Origin of the sequence: Streptomyces neyagawaensis, from assembly GCF_023516595.1 — a bacterium.
Lineage (GTDB): Bacteria > Actinomycetota > Actinomycetes > Streptomycetales > Streptomycetaceae > Streptomyces > Streptomyces neyagawaensis.
The window spans coordinates 69,147-87,381 of the sequence record NZ_JAMGBG010000029.1; the positions used below are offsets into that span (position 1 = coordinate 69,147).

The 18,235-nt window shown below is 71.7% G+C and carries 14 protein-coding genes; 6 read left to right on the plus strand and 8 right to left on the minus strand.

Annotation, left to right across the window (positions count from 1 at the left end; translation table 11 throughout):
* Nucleotides 1-17: 17 nt before the first annotated feature.
* The 3 genes from M8J73_RS15275 to M8J73_RS15285 all read right to left on the minus strand — a co-directional run bounded on the left by M8J73_RS15275 (nt 18) and on the right by M8J73_RS15285 (nt 4,904).
* The gene (locus tag M8J73_RS15275; RefSeq protein WP_055538143.1) at nt 18-959 is read right to left on the minus strand and encodes an RluA family pseudouridine synthase; all 942 of its coding nucleotides are present in this window, start codon (nt 957-959) and stop codon (nt 18-20) included.
* 54 nt (nt 960-1,013) lie between these two features.
* The gene (locus M8J73_RS15280; RefSeq protein ID WP_240501166.1) at nt 1,014-2,138 is read right to left on the minus strand and encodes a hypothetical protein; all 1,125 of its coding nucleotides are present in this window, start codon (nt 2,136-2,138) and stop codon (nt 1,014-1,016) included.
* Nucleotides 2,139-3,356: 1,218 nt separating this feature from the next.
* Entirely contained in the window at nt 3,357-4,904 is a 1,548-nt protein-coding gene (locus M8J73_RS15285; protein WP_249828723.1) for an amino acid permease, read from the minus strand.
* A gap of 517 nt (nt 4,905-5,421) precedes the next feature.
* Here M8J73_RS15285 and M8J73_RS15290 point away from each other — a divergent pair.
* Entirely contained in the window at nt 5,422-6,225 is an 804-nt protein-coding gene (locus M8J73_RS15290; RefSeq protein WP_055542808.1) for an N-formylglutamate amidohydrolase, read from the plus strand.
* Nucleotides 6,226-6,333: 108 nt separating this feature from the next.
* Here the strand turns inward: M8J73_RS15290 and M8J73_RS15295 are convergent, their stop codons facing one another.
* Nucleotides 6,334-7,179 carry a siderophore-interacting protein gene (locus M8J73_RS15295; RefSeq protein WP_055542807.1) on the minus strand — a complete coding sequence of 282 codons (846 nt, stop codon included), beginning with the start codon at nt 7,177-7,179 and terminating at the stop codon, nt 6,334-6,336.
* Nucleotides 7,180-7,367: 188 nt separating this feature from the next.
* Complete coding sequence (locus tag M8J73_RS15300) at nt 7,368-8,297, minus strand: 5'-3' exonuclease (protein ID WP_240501747.1); 930 nt, start codon at nt 8,295-8,297, stop codon at nt 7,368-7,370.
* A gap of 270 nt (nt 8,298-8,567) precedes the next feature.
* Between M8J73_RS15300 and M8J73_RS15305 the strand changes: the two genes are divergently transcribed.
* From M8J73_RS15305 to M8J73_RS15320, 4 genes are all read left to right on the plus strand, one after another.
* Nucleotides 8,568-9,797, plus strand: a complete 1,230-nt coding sequence (locus M8J73_RS15305) for a quaternary amine ABC transporter ATP-binding protein (RefSeq protein ID WP_372503949.1) — start codon at nt 8,568-8,570, stop codon at nt 9,795-9,797.
* A complete protein-coding gene (locus M8J73_RS15310; RefSeq protein WP_055542805.1) occupies nt 9,790-11,595 on the plus strand; it encodes an ABC transporter permease/substrate binding protein in 1,806 nt (601 codons plus the stop codon). Before M8J73_RS15305 ends, M8J73_RS15310 begins: the two co-directional genes overlap by 8 nt.
* 517 nt (nt 11,596-12,112) lie before the next feature.
* Nucleotides 12,113-12,691, plus strand: a complete 579-nt coding sequence (locus tag M8J73_RS15315) for a helix-turn-helix domain-containing protein (RefSeq protein ID WP_249828724.1) — start codon at nt 12,113-12,115, stop codon at nt 12,689-12,691.
* Between the two features lie 4 nt (nt 12,692-12,695).
* On the plus strand, nt 12,696-13,418 hold the full coding sequence (locus tag M8J73_RS15320) for a helical backbone metal receptor (RefSeq protein WP_249828725.1): 723 nt from the start codon (nt 12,696-12,698) through the stop codon (nt 13,416-13,418).
* On the opposite strand, the gene M8J73_RS15325 is transcribed toward M8J73_RS15320, so the two are convergent.
* Nucleotides 13,345-14,403 (minus strand): TDT family transporter, encoded by a 1,059-nt coding sequence (locus M8J73_RS15325; RefSeq protein WP_249828742.1) that lies wholly within the window; start codon nt 14,401-14,403, stop codon nt 13,345-13,347. The two genes, M8J73_RS15320 and M8J73_RS15325, sit on opposite strands and share 74 nt — an antisense overlap.
* 352 nt (nt 14,404-14,755) lie before the next feature.
* Here M8J73_RS15325 and M8J73_RS15330 point away from each other — a divergent pair, with 352 nt between their 5' ends.
* On the plus strand, nt 14,756-15,688 hold the full coding sequence (locus M8J73_RS15330; RefSeq protein WP_249828726.1) for a LysR family transcriptional regulator: 933 nt from the start codon (nt 14,756-14,758) through the stop codon (nt 15,686-15,688).
* Between the two features lie 290 nt (nt 15,689-15,978).
* Here M8J73_RS15330 and M8J73_RS15335 read toward each other — a convergent pair whose 3' ends face one another.
* Both M8J73_RS15335 and eat read right to left on the minus strand, forming a co-directional pair.
* On the minus strand, nt 15,979-16,662 hold the full coding sequence (locus M8J73_RS15335) for a gamma-glutamyl-gamma-aminobutyrate hydrolase family protein (protein ID WP_055537959.1): 684 nt from the start codon (nt 16,660-16,662) through the stop codon (nt 15,979-15,981).
* 47 nt (nt 16,663-16,709) lie between these two features.
* Complete coding sequence (eat, locus tag M8J73_RS15340) at nt 16,710-18,149, minus strand: ethanolamine permease (protein WP_055537960.1); 1,440 nt, start codon at nt 18,147-18,149, stop codon at nt 16,710-16,712.
* Between the last annotated feature and the right edge of the window lie 86 nt (nt 18,150-18,235).

The window sequence follows — 18,235 nt, forward strand, 5'->3', positions numbered from 1 at the left end:
CCTGGGCGCCACGGTCGCTACTGATCCGCTGTGTCGGTCGAGGACCAGGCTCGCAGCTCACGGCGGCTGACGAACCGGTGCTCGCGTCCGGTGACCGGGTCGGTGAACTCCAACTCTCGCGCCAGAAGTTGAAGAGGGTGCCGGAAATCACCGACCGCCACGGGCTCGGTCACCACGGGATAGAGGGGGTCGCCGAGAATCGGCAGCCCCAACGCGCTCATGTGTACGCGCAGTTGATGCGTCTGCCCGGTACGCGGCAGCAGCCGGTACCGGGCCACGCCCTTCCGCACCGCCAGCAACTCGATCCAGGTCTCGGCGTTGGGTTCGCCGTCGATCTCCTGAGCTGCCATGTGCCCGCGTGGCTTCACGATCCGACTCCGCACGGTGCGTGGCAGATCCACCGTCGTGTCGTACGGCGCCACTGCCTCGTACACCTTCTCCACCCGCCGGTCGCGGAACAGCGACTGGTACGCGCCGCGTTCCTCGGGGCGCACCGTGAAGAGGATCAGACCCGCGGTCAGCCGGTCCAGGCGGTGAGCGGCACTCAGTGTCGGTATCCCCAGCTGTCGCCTGAGTCGCGCCAGGGCCGTCTCGGCGACATGGCTGCCACGCGGCGTGGTGGCCAGGAAATGGGGCTTGTCGGCCACCACCACGTGCTCGTCCCGGTACACGACGTCGACCGGGAACGGCACCCGTTCCTCGTCCGGCAGCTCCCGATGGAACCACACGAACATCCCGGGCACATACGGCATGTCTCGCGGTACCGGGCGCCCCTCGGCGTCCACGATCAGACCCGCGTCGAGCATCCCGTCGATCATGCCGGGCCCGGCCGCGAGCCGCTCCACGAGATGGTCGCGTACCGTCGCCCACGCGTCCCCGGCCGGAAGCCGCACCCGTACCGGATCCACTCCTTCGCGCTGGGGCAGGGGAGAGGGCGGTGGCGGGGTGCGGCGTCTCATCAGGATCAAGCCTACGACCTCGCTCCGAGACGCCGCCGCGCACGCCGGACCCCGTCAGGGGATCACTTCCGCTCCGTTCCGACCGGCGAACAGCGAACTGCCGCTCCGTACGGCAGACGTACAGGCGAGAGCGAGCCGCTGCAGCTCCGCCACGTCGAAATGCGCATCCCAGCGGCCATGCAGCCAGCCACGAACGATGGTCGAGCTGTCGGCGTAGAGCCTGTCCAGTTCGGGGCCGACGTCGACCTGACCGGCCTCCTCCACGCAGGTGCATTCGGCCCGCGAGAAGTAGTCGGCCAGCTGGGGCGCGTACGTCCACTCCACGCTCGGGCGGAGCTTCTTGCGCACCGTGGTCCGGGTGCCGTCGTGCATGCGTTCCCGACCCCCACGCGCGTAGAGGCAGGTACCCACGACGAAGCCGGCGACGACGCGTTGCCATTGCTCGCCCCCGACGGCGCACGTGTGGCTCAGACAGACCTCCAGGATGTCCCAGAGCTGTTCCCGCTCCGACAGCCGCAGACCGAGGTTGTTGCGATTGCCGTTGTCGGCGTCGCGGCCCTGATCGATCAGGTCGTGGGCGAGGACGGCCACCATCGTGGTCTCATCGGCGATCTCCCGGTATCGGCCCGAGAGGTCGTCCTGGACGGTGTAGATGTGCACCCCTATGTCGGCGCCCCTGATCCGGATGTACTCCTCGGTCGTGAAGAGATAGGGCAGTTGAAGGATCCCGGTCAGGTTGTCGACGAGCTGGACCGACCCGCACTCCGCCTGGGCGGCGACCACGAGTTCGCCCCCTTCCCCGTGCGACTGGACACATTCCCGGGATGCGGCTATCGCCTCCCGGGCGAGGCGCCCGATCTCCCGCTCATGCGGCACCGTGCCCGCGTAGTACTCGCTGACCCCCGCCAGGACTCCCCAGAGGAAAGTGGTCCTGGCCTCGAGAGCACTGCTCGACCCGGGGGCGGTGCACAGAGCGGTGAAGAGACCGGACATCTCCATCGCGAACGAGTAGGAGGGCGTACCTCCCACAGCCCTTCGGCACCACTCCTGGGCCCGGTCGACCAGCAGTTCCTCCCGTACCCCGACCGTCGGCGGCCCCGACGGCGTCCGCATCAGCCGGTCACAGGCGGTGGACAGCAGCCCCCCTGTGTCCCTGCCGAGCAGAGCCTGCCAGTTCACCTGCCATTGCTCGCGACGCAGCAGGGCGCGTACCGCCCAGAGATCGGGAGACCGAACCACGTCCAAGGTCGAGCGGGGCGCTCGTAACGCGGAGCGACTGGCATTGGCGGCCCTGGCCTCGATCGCATGGCAGAGCATTCGGGACAGGGCGACGGCATCGGGGTCGGACAGGAGCCACGTGACCGAGTTGCGCCACCCACAGAACTCGTAAATCGGCGCAGCCCGGCGAGGAGGCCCGTGGCCCACCGTGGTCATCAGACTCGGCAGCTCAACCACTGGCTGCTCCCTCCTCGTGTGGCCTGCCTCCTCTTGCGCCTTCCTGTGACCGGCAGCCCATGGCCGTGGTCACAGGCGACGTAGGGCGGTGCTGAACCATCGGGTGACTGATCTCCCGTCGGGTGTTCAAGACCTGGCAGGAACGGTCATTTTCAGGCCTTTCGGCTTGAGAGGAACACGGCATCGACGGCTTCGGAGCTAAACTTGAGTCGCCACTGGGCGCACAAGATGACTGCGGGGTCACTGAGGCCCCGAGTGACTGAGCCTGAGCAGAGCTTTTCACGATGCCCTCCGGATGGCGGAGTCGACCAAAGTACGTGAACTACACGCTGTGCTCGGTGTGTTACGGCTAGCGGTGAGGTGGATTCGGGAGCGAATCCGGCCTCCTGGCGGAGCCCGGTCGAGTGGGTTCCGTCCATGGCGTAGCGGAGTGGGTGGCGTCGGCCGCAGTCGTTGGGGGCGACCGCCGATCCGCGCGCTGGATGGGTGGTCGCCACCGTTACGACCGCGCCGAAGGCGGTCAGGTCATGGATCGCATCCACCTTCCAGTGGCTGAATGGGTTTCGTCAACTGTTCGAAGTTGGAACATGTTCCGGCGGGCGCGTATTGGTGACGCATCGTCGTATGACCGCATCGGTGTGCTTTCGGGAGTCGTGTGGACCGCCGACCGTAGCGGGCATGGGGACACCCCCCTCCGGCGGGTCGCGGTGCGGCACCGTCTCGTGCCGTCAACTCACCTTCGGATCTCGCCACTTGGCACCATGCGATGGTTCGCGGATACCCAAAAGGGCGTATCGACCGGCGCACGGAGCGGATTCCACGGCGGCCGGATGCACGGTGTCACACCCGCCCTTCCCCGCGCGCCGCCGATGAGGGGCTCGTCCGTGACCTCCGTGCACGGTCATTAGGCCGGATGGGTGACATGGGGGTGCGCCCGCATGGTCAAAGGGTCGGGTCTGTCGGCGCGGGCCCCGCCGCGGACACACGGGAGCCGCGCGTCAGCCTGTACAACACCCCCACACCTACCGTGACCAGCAGGAACAACAGGGTGAACCACTGGAACCACCAGCCGCTTCCCGAGGGGTCGTAGACGTCGGCCCGGGGCCAGGCCAGGTTGATGGTCATGAACAGGCCGTAGGCGAGGGCGAGGGCGTTGACGGGGAGGCCCCAACGGCCCAGGGAGAACAGGGGCTTGCCCGTCTCGTCCGTGCCTCCGGCGGGGAACGTGCCCTTGAGACGCCGGACGAGCAGGGGGCCTGTGACCATCGCGTACGCCAGGTACAGCATCACGATGCAGGTCGTGCCGATGGCGAGGAAAGCGTCCGGCGAGACGAAGTTCAGGAGCAGCAGGGCCGCGGCGAGGGCGCCCACGACCACGGCCGGCGCGCCCGGCATGCCCGTGCGCGGGCTGACCCGCGCCAGCCGTGCGGAGAAAGGGAGTTGGCCGTCGCGCGCCATCGAGAACAGCATGCGGCAGGCCGACGTCTGGATCGCCAGCGTCGCCACCGCGATCGCCACCACCACATCGGCGAGCAGCAACCGGCCCACACCGTCGCCGAGGCTGCTCGTCAGGACGTAGCTCAGGCCGTCCACGGCCAGTCGGCCGTCGGTGAGGCTGGGCGCGGCGAGCAGCCCGCCGAGCACGATGAGACCGCCGAGCAGTCCCGCCGCGCCCAGAGCGGTGAGGATCGTCCGGGGCGCGGTGCGGCGCGGGTGGTGGGTCTCCTCGCTCATCTCGCCCGCGCTGTCGAAGCCGATCATCACGTACGCCGCCATGAACGAGCCCACCAGCAGCGCCCCGAGGAGGTCCGTGCTGCCCTCGGCGGTGTGGAAGGTGATGCCGGGGGAGCGCTCGGCGTGCGTCAGCAGGAGGACGATGATCAGGATCGCCCCGATGATCTCCGCGGTCACCCCCACCCGGTTCACCATGGACAGCACCCGGTTGTCCAGGACGTTCACCAGCGTGGTGAGCGCCAGCAGAACCACACCGAGCACGGCCGCGTTCGCCGCTCCCGTGGCGCTGGTCGGCGCCGGGTCGCCGCCCACCAGTTGGAAGCCGGACCAGATCGCGGGCATCACGATCTGCAGGGCGAGCGCGGCCGCCGCGACCACTACGATCTGCCCGATCACCATGATCCAGCCGGCGAACCAGCCGAACGTGGCGTTCGACAGTCGGGAGGACCACTGGTAGATGGCGCCCGAGATCGGATAGCGCGCCGCCAGCTCCGCGAAGCAGGCGGCGACCATGAGTTGGCCGAGCAGCACGGCCGGCCAGGTCCAGAAGAAGACCGGGCCGCCGAACGCGAACCCGAACGCGAAGAACTGGAAGACGGTCGTCAGGACGGAGATGAACGAGAAACCGGCCGCGAACGAGGCGTACCGGCCCAGGCTGCGGTGCAGTTCCTGGCGGTAGCCGAACGCGGTCAGTGAGCTGTCGTCGAGGGAGCGGGGCGGGTCGGGGCGGAGGTCGGCGGGGGAGGTGCTCGTCATGGCGGCAACCTGCTTTCGCAACAAGCGGCACGAGCGTTCGCGCGGCGGTGACGCGAATTCCTGTCGGGTGACAGAAATGAGGGGACAGAAGCTAGGGGAGCCTCGTGTCGTGCGTGTCACGCGACCGTGTCCACGGCGAGCCCAAACCCTCACGGGAGGGCGGATCGCGGGCGGCTGGGGTGGGTGGTGCGGCGGCAGGGTGTGGCGTGCGGCGGGTCGTTGGGGGTGGGGCGGGCAGGTGGGTGGCGCGCGCGGCGGGTTGCTGGGGGTGCAGCGGGCAGGGGGCGCACGCGGCGGGTGGGCGGGGGTGCGTGAGGCAGGGGGGCGTGGCGTGCGGTGGGCTGGTGAGGGTGCCTGAGGCGGGTGGGTGTGGTGCGTGCGGGCAGGGGTTGCCTCCGGTAGTCAGGTGTTGCACCGCCGTGGCCGCCGGTCGCGTGCGGCGGCCGGGATTCCCGTCGGCCTATGCTGAGCGGCCCTTGGACCACTCCCTGGACCACCCCACCGCGAGGAGCCGTGGATGACCGACGTGCCGCCCGCCCATCGGCTCTTTCCGGGCGCTCCGGAATCCCCCGTGCTCCTGCATGTGCCGCACGGTTCACGGGTGATACCCGCCGCCGTACGGGAGGGGATCGTCCTCGATGACGCCGTGCTGGAAAGGGAGTTGGACCACATCACCGACGCGCACACGGACCGGATCGCCGAGCGGGCCGCCGCCTGTGCGGGGGCCACGCCCTGGAGGTTCGTCAACCAGCTCTCGCGGCTGGTCGTCGACCCCGAGCGGTTCCCCGACGAGCGGGAGGAGATGCTGGCCGTGGGGATGGGCGCCGTCTATACGAGGACCACGCACCGGGAGGCCCTCCGCCCGGACGGGCACGACGGACGGCCCCTCGTCGACACATACTTCCTGCCGTACGCCGCCGCCATGACCGACGCCGTGGCGCGGCGCCTGGAAGCCGCCGGGCGTGCCGTGGTCGTCGACGTCCACTCGTACCCGAGCGAGCGCCTCCCCTACGAGCTCCACGGCGACGGGCCCCGGCCGCCGATCTGCCTGGGGAGCGACCCCTTCCACACGCCGCCCGCGCTTCTCGGCCTCGCGGAGGAGGCGTTCGCGGGGTTCGGCGGGACGGGCGTCAACAGCCCGTTCGGGGGTGCGTACGTACCGCTGGAGTATTACGGGAAGGACCCAAGGGTCACCGCCCTGATGATCGAGATCCGCCGCGACGTCTACATGGCCGAGCCGGGCGGCCCGGCGGGCCCCGGCCTGGAGCAGCTCGCGGACGCGCTGGCCCGGTTCGTCGACGCGGCGACGAACGCCACCTGAGCCGAGGTGGGCGCGGTGCGCGCGGCGAAGACGTGTGCACGCTCGGTGCGACTCCGGTGCGAGTTCGCGGTTATCGCGTGCGGGCCCGCGGAGTGGTCGGCGATCGCCTCACGCGGACGCCGTCGCGCCGTCCTGTTCCGCCTCCACGCGGGCGTTCCACTCCTTCTTCGTGGCCTGCCAGCCGTCCTCGTTGTGGCCGAGGCGCCAGTAGCCGGAGACGGACAGGTCCTCGCGGGGGATCTGGCGTTCGACGCGGAGCAGTCGGCGCAGTTCCTTGACGAAGCCCGCCTCGCCGTGGACGAAGGCGTGCAGTCGCCCCTCGGGGAACTCCAGCGCGCGGACGGCCTCGACGAGCAGGGAGCCGACGGGGCGGTCGCCGCGGTGCAGCCAGACCACGTCCACGTCGGAGTCGATCTTCTGTTCCTCCTCGGGGCCGGCGACCTCGATGAACGCGTAGGCGCGGGCGCCGTCGGGAAGGGACTCCAGGGAGGCGCCGATCGCGGGCAGGGCGCTCTCGTCCCCGGCGAGCAGATGCCAGTCGGCCTCGGGGTTCGGCGCGTACGCGCCACCCGGGCCCAGGAGCCGTACCGTTTCGCCCGGCTGGACGCGGGTCGCCCAGGGGCCGGCGAGGCCCTCGTCGCCGTGGAGCACGAAGTCGACGGTCAGCTCGCGCAGTTCGGTGTCCCAGGCGCGCACGGTGTACGTCCGGGTCACAGGCCACTGGTCCCGCGGCATCTCCGCCCGGATCCGCTCCAGATCGAACGGCTCCGGGTACGTCACGCCGTCCGGGCCGAACAGGAGCTTCACGTAATGGTCGGTGCTGCCCCGCGTGGCGAACTCGGCGAGACCGTCGCCACCGAGCACGACGCGCTGCATGTGCGGGGTGAGCCGCTCGGTGCGGACGACTCGCGCGGAGTGGGGCTTGGGGCTCCTGCGTACCGGACGCTCTGCCATGACGGCCTCCCGAAAACCTAGTAAGGCTCACCTAAGTTATCATCTCCCCCCGGAATGCACCCCATGCTCGACCGGTGGACGACAACTTCGTGATGTGAGTCGCGCCTCAACCTCCTCACCACCGAAGTGCCACCACACCCCCCGGCGTACGCCCCACCCGTACCGTCGTCGGCCCGGTCCCGTGGCCCTCACCGCTGGAGCGTGGTGAGCAGCCGTTGCAGCGACCCTCCCAACCCCCAGCGCGCGGCCAGGGCCTCCAGTGCGGCCGCGTCCCGCGGCGCCTTCGGCAGGGCGGTGTCGACATCGGGGAGCGGTACGTCCGAGGCGACCCGTACCACCTTCGGCGCGACCGCCACGTACGGACGCGCCCCGTCCAGCCGCTTGCGCTGCGACGGCGTGAGTCCCGCCGCCGGATCGTCGACCGCGGCCATGATCCCGGCCAGGTCGCCGAACTGCGCGAGCAGCTTCGCGGCCGTCTTCTCACCGATGCCGGGCACTCCCGGCAGACCGTCGCTCGGGTCGCCGCGCAGCAGCGCCAGATCCGCGTACCCCTGCCCGACCACCCCATACTTCTCACGCAGCAGCGCCTCGTCGGTGAGCTGGAGGGTGCCCACGCCCTTGAGGGGATACAGCACGCGGATGCCCCGCTCGTCGTCGACCAGCTGGTACAGGTCGCGGTCGCCGGTGACGATGTCCACCGGGTCCTTCGCGAGAGCCGTGAACGTGCCGATCACGTCGTCCGCCTCGTACCCGGCGACGCCGACGCGCGCGATGCCGAGCGCGTCCAGCACCTCCTCGATCACCGGTACCTGCGGCGACAGCGTGTCCGGCACCTCCTCCTCGTCCGGCCCCGCCTCGTGCTCCTCGGCCACGCGGTGCGCCTTGTAGGAGGGGATCAGGTCGACCCGCCACTGCGGCCGCCAGTCCGCGTCCATGCAGGCCACCAGGTCCGTCGGCCGGTGGTCCTTCACCAGGCGGTCGATGAAGTCCAGCAGCCCGCGCACCGCGTTCACCGGGGTGCCGTCCGGGGCCTTCACGGACTCGGGCACACCGAAATAGGCGCGGAAGTAGAGGGAGGCGGTGTCGAGAAGCATCAGACGTCCAGTCACGTCCCGCATCATGCCGTACGGCGCCGACAGCGGGCCCCTGACGCAACCGCCGCGCCCCCTGCATGGGAGGCGGGGTCCCGTTCCGTGAACACCTCTGACCAGCGGTGACGGCCCTGTGAAGCGGGCCACTGTCGCGTTTCGGGCGGTGCCGCCAGGGCAGGCGCGGCCCCGGAGCAGCGCCGGCCGCGTCAGCGGGACCGGCGCGGGCGGGCCGATCCCGCCGAGCTCCACGGTCGGCCCGAGCGTCGGGGAGGGGGCCGTTTCGTCACGATCCAAGAGGTGCATGTGTCAGCCAGGGAGTCATCCAGACTGGAAGCCGACGGCCTGTACAAGGTCTTCGGCAGGCGACCGGAGGAGGCGGTGGACCGGCTGCGGGCCGGCGCCGGGCGCGAGGAACTGCGCGCCGACGGCACCACGGCGGCCGTCATCGACGCCTCCTTCACGGTGGAACCGGGCCAGATCTTCGTCGTCATGGGCCTGTCGGGCTCCGGCAAGTCCACCCTGCTGCGCATGCTCAACGGGCTCCTGGAGCCCACCGCGGGACACGTCCGCTTCGACGGCCGGGACCTGACCGCGCTGAGCGACCGCGAACTGCGCGAGGTCCGCGCCCGCAACATCAGCATGGTGTTCCAGCACTTCGCGCTGTTCCCGCACCGCAGTGTGCTGGAGAACGCCGCCTACGGCCTGGAGGTCCAGGGCGTGCCGCGCGCCGAACGCCACGCGCGCGCCACCGAGGCGCTCGCCCTGTGCGGCCTCGCCGGGTGGGAGAAGTCCTGGCCCGACGAACTGTCCGGTGGGATGCAGCAGCGCGTCGGACTGGCCCGCGCCCTCGCCACCGACGCCGACCTGCTCCTCATGGACGAGTCGTTCAGCGCCCTCGACCCGCTGATCCGCCGCGACATGCAGGACCAGCTGCTGGAACTGCAGAAGACGCTGAAGAAGACCATCGTCTTCATCACCCACGACCTCAACGAGGCCATGCTCCTCGGTGACCATGTCGCCGTCATGCGGGACGGCCGCATCGTCCAGACCGGCACCGCCGAGGACATCCTGGTCCGGCCCGCCGACGACTACGTGGCCTCCTTCACCCAGGACGTCGACCGCTCCCGGGTGCTCACCGCCGGTGCCGTCATGGACACCGCCGTACGCGGCGACGAGGCCGACTGCGGCTGCGCCACCGCCACCCCCGACACCCCGTTCGCCGAGCTGTGCGCGCTGAGCGCCCGGCTCTCCCACCCGGTCGCGGTGGTCGACAGCGCCCGGTCGCCCGTCGGCGTCGTACCGCGGCAGCGGCTGGTCGGGTTCCTCGGCGACGAGCGGGGCGCGCCCGTGCCGTGCGAAGCCGCGCCAGGTGGAGCCGACGCATGCGCCGCACCTGTGGCCGGCACACCCCGGCCGGACGGTGCCCGGCGCGACGATGCCCGTCGTGGCGATGCCCCGCGTGGCGACGCCCGTCGTGGTGACACCGCGGGCGACGACGCCCCGAAGGTGGTGACCGCCCGTGCCTAGGGTTCACCTCGGCGACTGGGTCGCCAACGGCGTGGAGTGGCTGCGCGTCCACCTCGGCTGGCTCTTCGACGCCGTCAAGACCGTCGTCGAGCACATGTACGACGGGGCGAACGCGGTGCTCACCGCGCCCGAGCCCCTGCTCCTCGCCGGTATTCTCGGCGTGCTCGCCCTGTGGCTGCGCGGTCCGCTGCCCGCCGTGCTTGCCTTCGCCGGCCTCGCGCTGATCGACTCGATCGAGCAGTGGGAGCCCGCGATGAACTCGCTGGCGCTGGTCCTCGTCTCCTGCCTGATCATCTTCGCGCTCGCCGTGCCGATCGGAATCGCGGCGGCCCGCAGCCGCGCCGTCAGCGGCGCGGTGCGGCCGGTGCTCGACCTCATGCAGACCATGCCGGCGATGGTCTACCTCATCCCCGGCATCTTCTTCTTCGGTGTCGGCCCGGTGCCCGGCATGGTCGCCACCATCGTGTTCGCGATGCCGCCCGCCGTACGCCTCACCGAGCTGGGCATCCGGCAGGTCGACGCGGAACTCGTCGAGGCCGCCGAGGCGTTCGGCACCCACCCCCGCCGCACCCTGTGGCGCGTGCAGCTGCCGCTGGCGCTGCCCACGATCATGGCGGGCGTCAACCAGGTGATCATGCTGGCCCTGTCGATGGTCGTCATCGCGGGCATGGTCGGCGGTGGCGGCCTCGGCTCCACCGTGTACGACGGCATCAGCTCCGTCGACGTCGGCCTCGGCTTCGAGGGCGGTGTCGCCGTGGTCATCCTCGCGATCTACCTGGACCGGATGACCGGCGCCCTCAACCAGCGGGTGTCCCCGCTCGGCCGCCGCGCCCTCGCCAAGGCCGACGCGGCGCTCGGCGGCCCCCGCTTCCTCCGCTGGAAGCCGGCCACCCCCCTCGCCATGGTGGGCGTCCTCGTCCTCGCCCTGGTCGCCGGCGGCCTGAATGCCTTCGGCAGGGCCGACGAGGTGCCGAAGGTCACGGCGGACGTCGGCCACGGCCGCCCGGTCAGCATGGGCTACATCGACTGGCCCGAGGGCGTCGCCTCCACCTATCTGTGGAAGGAGATCCTCCAGCAGCGCGGGTTCACCCCCGAGGTGAAGTCGCTGGAGGTCGGCGCCCTCTACAACGGCCAGGCCCAGGGCAGCGTCGACATCCAGACCAACTCCTGGCTGCCGGCCACCCACGCGCCGTACTGGAAGAAGTACCGGGACCAGCTGGAGGACTACGGCGCCTGGTACGACCGGACCTCGCTGGAGATCGCCGTCCCCTCCTACGTCAAGGGCGTCAGGACGCTCGACGACCTCAAGGGGAAGGGCGGACTCTTCAAGGGGAAGATCTACGGCATCGAACCCGGCGCCGGCGAGACCAAGCTCTACGAGGACCAGGTTCAGAACGTGTATGGCCTCAAGGGCGAGTACCGGCTCGTCAAGTCCAACACCTCCGCCATGCTCGCCCAGTTGGACCGCGCGTACGCGAAGAAGGAGCCGATCGCGGTCTCCCTGTGGTCGCCGCACTGGGCGTACGACAAGTACCGGCTGACCAAGCTGGCCGACCCGAGGAAGGCCTTCGGCTCGGGCGACGGGATCCACACCCTCGGCCGCAAGGGCTTCGCCGCGAAGGAGCCGCGCGTCGCCCGGTGGCTCAAGGACTTCAAGCTCACCGAGGCACAGCTCACCGCCCTGGAGGGCGCCATCGAGGACGCCGGCAAGGGCCACCAGGAGGACGGCGTCAGGACCTGGCTGAGGAAGAACCCGGGGATCGTCGACAAGCTCGCCCCGGTAGGCGGGACCCGCTAGCCGACGAGCCGGATCGCCGAGGACCCTCCGGCAGGCGATCCGGACGTGACCGCCCCGCCCGCCCCGCCCGTGCCGAACGGGCGGGGCGCTCACGTACTGGCGTACGGGAAAGATCCGGACAACCGCTCCGCGGCGCGCGGCCGGGCCGGGCTCGAACTCAGCGACCGGTACCGGCACTCGTGCGCGACCCAGCGTCAACTACGGTCCGGCTGACCGCCCCGACCGGTGACGGGGCGTGTCGAGGGGATCACACCGCGCGCCCGGACGGGCGGCCGGAGCGGCTCCCTCGCTGGCGTGAACTGTGAGCATGGCCCCTCACCGGGTTTACGGGGATGTGACGGGCGCGTGAAACGGTTTGCCGAACATGCGTAGGGTGCAGAGAACTCATCAGGAGAACCGCGCCGGATGAGTGCCGGGCCGTCGGCCATCCGTATTCGGAGCCGTGGGCGCCCCTCGGCCCGACCTGTGAACGAAGACCCCGGACCAAGAGCGACGAGCGAAGGAGGGAGCCGGAGCTATGGGCGACCACAAAGAGCAGCCCCTTCGGGTGGGTGCGGCCGTCCGGCGGCGGCGCCGGGCACTGGAGCTCACGCTCTCGGCCGTGGCCGAGCGCAGCGGCCTGTCGGTTCCCTTCCTCAGCCAGGTCGAGAACGAGCGGGCCCGCCCCAGCAAGCCCTCCCTGGAACGCATCGCGGACGCCCTGCGCACCACCGCCGTCGAACTGCTCGCCGCGGCCGACCCGGCGTGCAGCGTCGATGTCGTGCGCGCCGACGACGACTCCCTCACGCCCCCCGTCTCCCGCCCGCGCTCCCTGGTGCGTGGTCACCACCAGTTGCACGCCATGGAGTTCACCGGCGACCACGACGAGGGCCGCGAGGTCCAGCACCGCAACGACGAGCTGATGTACGTCGTCGAGGGCGCCGTCGAGGTCGAGGCCGAGGGCCGCGCCCACCGGCTGGGGCGCGGCGACACGCTGTACATGTCCGGTGGCGTACGGCACCGCTGGCGGGCCACCGTTCCCGACACCCGTGTCGTCGTGGTCGCCGTCGCCGACCACATCGAGGCGCTGGAGGACCGGCATCGCAGGGGGAAGTGACGCCGTGCCGCGCGTTGTCTCCCTCGTCCCGTCGCTGACCGAGGCCGTCGCGGTCACGCTCCCCGGCGCGCTGGTCGGCGCCACCGACTGGTGCGACCACCCGGGTGATCTGGACGTCGTACGGATCGGCGGCACCAAGAACCCCTCGGTCGACGCGATCGTGAAGCTCGCCCCCGACCTGGTCGTCGCCAACGAGGAGGAGAACCGCCCCGTCGACCTGACCGCCCTGCGCGAGGCGGGCGTCGAGGTCCTCGTGACCGAGGTGCGCGGCGTCCCCGAGGCCTTCACCGAACTGGACCGCCTCCTGCGTGCCTGCGGCGCCCGGTCCCGGCCCGGCTGGCTCGACGAGGCCGAGTCCGCGTGGACCCGGCTGCCGGACCCGGGCCGCCGGACGAGAGCCGTGGTGCCCATCTGGCGGCGGCCCTGGATGGTCCTCGGCCGGGACACCTTCGCCGGAGACGTCCTCGCCCGGCTCGGCGTGGACAACCTGTACGGCGGGCACGCCGAGCGCTACCCGAAGGTGCCCGTCGAGGAGCTGCGCGCCGCCGACCCCGAGGTCGTGGTCCTCCCCGACGAGCCGTACCGCTTCACCGCCGACGACGGCCCCGAGGCGTTCCCCGGCCTGCCGTGCGCGTTGCTGAGCGGCCGCCACCTCACCTGGTACGGGCCGTCGCTGACCGAGGCACCACAGGTGCTCGGCGGGGCCCTGCGAGCAGCTCTCCGCTGACCAGCCCCCGCACGGTACGGACGGCGGCCGTCCCCCAGGCCGCCAGCAGCAGCGCGTACAGCGCGACGGCGAGGACCATGAAGGCGACGAGCCCCGTGTGCCGGGCCAGGCCCTCCGCGCCGGTCACACATGTGCCCACCGGGAAGGTGAACGCCCACCACGCCATCGAGAACCCCATGCCCCGCCGCCGCGCCCGCACCGCCAGCGCCCCCGCCAGGGCCAGCCACAGCAGCGCGAAACCCATGACCGGCACCCCGTACAGGACGGCGAGGGCGGGCCCGTACGGCGACGACGCGGGCAGGGCGGTGGGCGCCGCGTCCGCGAGGTTCCCGGCCGCGGTGGTCGACTGGCCGAGCGGCCCCAGCACCAGGAACAGGCTCGGAGTCACGGCGAGCGGCGGCGGCCCCGCCGTCACCAGCCGCGCCACGACCAGCGGCAGCATCAGCAGCGTGGCCAGCAGACTCAGCCCGAACAGTGCGAGACAGCCGAACAGCAGGGTCTGCCGGGCCTGACCGGGCGGCAGGTACGGCACGAGGAGCGGGCCGAGCGCGGCGGACACCATCGGCGCCACGAGGGGGAGCAGCAGGACGGGGGTGACCCGGCCGGGCTCCACACGGTGCCGGACGATCAGGAGATACGGCACGACGACCGCAGCGCCGACCCCGACGAGTGTGCCGGACCCGAACAGCACGGCGTCCAGGGCGACGGCCGCCCGCACGCCGATCCAGTCCCGGCCGACGACCAGGGCGCCGCCGCCCACGGCGAGCAACGCCATGGAGAGGCAGCCGTAGAAGGGGGCCACGGCGGGGTCGAGGAGATGGGCGCGGGCCTGGTCGCGGTGGTGGCGCCAGTGCAGGGCGCGGGCGCCGAGCACGGCGACCAGGGCGAGCAGCGCGAGGGCCCAGACCGCCGCGCAGACCGCCCGGACGCCCGGCAGGTCCCCGGGGAGCCCGGCACCGGCCGTGGCGACGATCGCGGTGCCCATGACCGGGGCGTACCACTGGGGGCCGAGGTGGCGGAACGACGCGGCTCGGAGGGCGGGGGAGAGGGGCGCTGAGGAGGTGGGGGCGGTGGCGGTGCTGGGTGGGCCTGCGGGGCTGGTGGCGGTGGGAGGAGTGCCTGCCGGGACGGTGGCAGTGGGAAGTGCGCCTGTCGCGGTGGCGGCCGGGGGTGGGCCTGCCGGGGCGGTGGTGGGGGAGGGGGCGTCCGTGGGGCGCGCCGGGGTGGCCGGCGGGGACGGGAGGACGCGGCGGACTGGGGTGACCATGAAGTGAGCGTCTCGCCGCCGGGGCGGGGCCACCAGGGAGTCCGTGTGTATGGGGACATAAGCTGGCGTTATGAGTGAGCTGGAGGAGCCACGGGGCGGGCTGGCCCATCGGGTGCCGGATCTGGGGGCCCTCGAACTGCTGCTGGCCGTCGCCCGGCTGGGCTCGCTCGGGCGTGCGGCGCGGGAGCTGGGGATCACCCAGCCCGCCGCGAGCAGCCGGGTCCGCTCCATGGAGCGGCAGCTCGGCGTGGCCCTGGTCGACCGGTCGCCGCGCGGCTCCCGGCTCACCGACGCGGGGGCGCTGGTCACCGACTGGGCCCGGCGGATCGTGGAGGCGGCCGAGGCGTTCGACGTGGGCGCGCAGGCACTGCGGGACCGGCGGGACTCTCGGCTCCGGGTCGCCGCGAGCATGACCATCGCCGAGTATCTGCTGCCGGGGTGGCTGATCGCCCTGCGGGCCGAGCGGCCGGACACCGCGGTGTCGCTCCTCGCGGGCAACTCCACGATCGTCGCGGAGCGGCTGCTGGCGGACGAGGCGGACCTGGGGTTCGTGGAGGGGCCGACGGTGCCGACCGGGCTCGACGCGGTCGTGATAGCGCACGACCACCTGATCGTGGTGACGGCGCCCGGGCACCCATGGGCGCGTCGGCGCCGGCCGTTGGACGCGGCGGAGCTGGCGTCGACGCCGCTGATCCTGCGGGAGAAGGGGTCCGGGACACGGCAGGTGCTGGAGTCGGCGCTGGGCGGGCTCGCCCGGCCGCTGATCGAGCTGTCGTCCACCACGGCGGTCAAGTCGTCCGCGCTCAGCGGGGCCGGGCCGGCCGTTCTCAGCGAGCTGGCGCTGGGGGAGGAGCTGTCCGCCCGCCGGCTCGTCCGCATCCCTGTCGACGGGGTCCGCCTCCGCCGTGCGCTGCGGGCGGTCTGGCCGACGGGCCACCGGCCGGCGGGGCCGGCACGGGACCTGTTGGGGCTGACCCGGGGCGGCACGTCGGCCGCCGACTGACGGTGAAATGCCGTGGGCGTAGCCCCGGCATTTCAGGGGCGCGGGGAAGTGCGCGACCAGCCACGACCGGCCTGCGGCGGACAGCCGACCTCATCCGCCGGGTGGACGGGCGCAGCCGCGAGGCACTGCGCCTTTGACCCCGTGGGGCCGGTCCTGTGTCGACCGCGGGTGCGTCGTGGCTTGTCGCGCAGTTCCCCGCGCCCCTGGATGCCCCGGGCTTCGCCCCGGGACATCCAGCCCCTCGGCGTCCCAGGCCCTCGGCGTCCCTGGCTCTCCGCGGCCGTCCGCCGTCAGGACGCTGCCCGGACGAGCGCGCGCATCACTCCCAGGTCCTCGCCCATCTCGGGGTGCCACTGGACGCCCAGGACCCACGCGGGGGCCGGCAGTTCGACCGCCTCCACCGTGCCGTCGTCCGTGGTGAACGCCGACGCCACCAGGCCCTCTCCGAGGCGGTCCACGGCCTGGTGGTGGTACGTCGGCACATCGGCCTCCTCGGGTGCGATCTCCGCGTAACGGGTCCCCGGCACCGGCTTCACGGAGTGACGGCCGAAGACCCCCACCCCGGCCACATGCCCGTCGATGTGCTGGACGAGCGTGCCGCCGAGCGCCACGTTCAGCAGCTGCATACCCCGGCAGATGCCCAGCAGAGGCGTCCCGGCCGCCAGGGCCGCGTGGATCAGGGCCAGCTCCCAGGCGTCCCGCGCGGGCGCGGGAGGCCCACAGCGCGGGGAGCGCTCCGCGCCGTAGTGGACGGGGTCCACGTCGGGGCCGCCCGCGATGACCAGGCCGTCGACACGGGCCACCGCCGCGGCGGCGTACGACGGGTCGTCCGGCGGCAGCATCGCGGCGACGCCGCCCGCCGCCTGCACGAGCCGGGGGTAGCCGACCGGCAGCAACGCGGCCTCCAGCTCCCAGACGCCCCAGCGCGCGCCGGACTCCAGATACGTACTCACACCGATCAACGGCCTGGTCACACGTGCTCCTGACTGATGAAATGCGTGGAACTGCGGGACGGAACGCGTCAGTCCCGTGCCAACTCTGCCTCGGCGGCGGCCAGGGCCGCGAATTCCTCCTCCGGTGCCTTCGCCACCAGGTGCTTACGGCTGTAGAGCCCGAAGTACGCCGCCGCGGCCGCGTACACGCCGAGCGCGATGAATGCCGCCGTCACGTCCACAAGGAACGTCGCCACCAGTGCCGAGCATGCGAGGACGAGAGCGACCGAGGAGGTCAGGATCCCGCCCGGCGTGCGGTAGGGCCGTTCGAGCCCCGGCTCCCGGCGGCGCAGCACGATGTGCGACAGGGACATCAGGGCATAGCTGATGGTGGCGCCGAAGACGGCGATGTTCAGCATCAGGCCGCCGTCCCCGGTGCCGGCGGCCAGGGCGAAGCCGATCGTGCCCGGCACCAGCAGCCCCAGGTACGGGGCCTTGCGGCCGCTGGTGAGGGACAGGACCCGCGGGAGGTAGCCGGCCCGGGACAGCGCGAAGAGCTGGCGCGATCCCGCGTAGATCAGGGAGAAGAACGAGGCCACGAGGCCCGCCAGGCCGGCGTAGTTCACGAAAAGGCTGAGCGCTGTGGCCTTGCCGTCCGGCTGGAGCGCCTCGACCAGCGGGTTGCCGGCGTCCTGGATGGCGGCCGAGCCGCGTGCCCCGGCCGCGGCGAAGAAGGTGATCACCGCCAGCACCACCAGGACGCCCATCGACCAGCGGATGGCCTTCGGCAGCGTACGGGCCGGGTCCCTGGTCTCCTCGGCGGCCAGCGGCACGCCCTCGACGCCCAGGAAGAACCACATGCCGAACGGGAACGCCGCCCAGATGCCCAGCAGCCCCATGGGCAGCCAGGAACTCGCGCCGAAGGCGCTCGTGTCGACCGGGATGTCGTCGAGCGCGGACACACTGAAGTCGGGCAGCGCGCCCAGGGCGAACACGATCAGGGCGAGGACCGCGAAACCGGTGACGACGAAGCTGGCGATCAGCGCCTCACCGACACCCCAGAGATGGATGCCGATGAAGAACGCGAAGCAGAACAGGTACACCGGCCAGCTCGACGTCAGACCGAACAGGCCCAGCGACTCGACGTAGTCGCCGATGAAGATCACGATGGCGGCCGGGGCGAGCACGTACTCGATCAGGATCGCCGTGCCGGTCAGGAAGCCGCCCCACGGGCCGAGCGCCCGGCGGGCGAAGCCGTAGCCGCCGCCCGCCGTGGGCAGGATCGCGGAGAGTTCCGCGAGGGCGAAGACCATGCAGGCGTACATGGTGCCCATGAGCACCGTGGCGATCGCCAGGCCGCCGAAGCCGCCCTTCTCCAGGCCGAGGTTCCAGCCGGAGTAGTCGCCGGAGACGACATAGGCGACGCCGAGGCCGGTCAGCAGGACCCAGCCGGCGCTGCCCCGGCGGAGCGTTCTGCGCTCCAGGTAATCGTCCGCCGCGTCGACGGTGTCCGTGGCTTTCAGGGACATGGGCACTCTCCCCACTCAAAGGAATGGATCCATACCTTTGTGGGGTCGGTGGCCGAAAAGCAATACCCCTGCGTTAAGCGGCCGTA

Excerpts from the sequence above, each read along its gene's own strand:
- M8J73_RS15275 (WP_055538143.1), bottom strand. The coding sequence starts at position 959 with ATGAGACGCCGCACCCCGCCACCGCCCTCTCCCCTGCCCCAGCGCGAA.
- M8J73_RS15285 (WP_249828723.1), bottom strand. The coding sequence starts at position 4,904 with ATGACGAGCACCTCCCCCGCCGACCTCCGCCCCGACCCGCCCCGCTCC.
- M8J73_RS15290 (WP_055542808.1), top strand. The coding sequence starts at position 5,422 with ATGACCGACGTGCCGCCCGCCCATCGGCTCTTTCCGGGCGCTCCGGAA.
- M8J73_RS15295 (WP_055542807.1), bottom strand. The coding sequence starts at position 7,179 with ATGGCAGAGCGTCCGGTACGCAGGAGCCCCAAGCCCCACTCCGCGCGA.
- M8J73_RS15300 (WP_240501747.1), bottom strand. The coding sequence starts at position 8,297 with ATGCGGGACGTGACTGGACGTCTGATGCTTCTCGACACCGCCTCCCTC.
- M8J73_RS15315 (WP_249828724.1), top strand. The coding sequence starts at position 12,113 with ATGGGCGACCACAAAGAGCAGCCCCTTCGGGTGGGTGCGGCCGTCCGG.
- M8J73_RS15325 (WP_249828742.1), bottom strand. The coding sequence starts at position 14,403 with ATGGGCACCGCGATCGTCGCCACGGCCGGTGCCGGGCTCCCCGGGGAC.
- M8J73_RS15330 (WP_249828726.1), top strand. The coding sequence starts at position 14,756 with ATGAGTGAGCTGGAGGAGCCACGGGGCGGGCTGGCCCATCGGGTGCCG.
- eat (WP_055537960.1), bottom strand. The coding sequence starts at position 18,149 with ATGTCCCTGAAAGCCACGGACACCGTCGACGCGGCGGACGATTACCTG.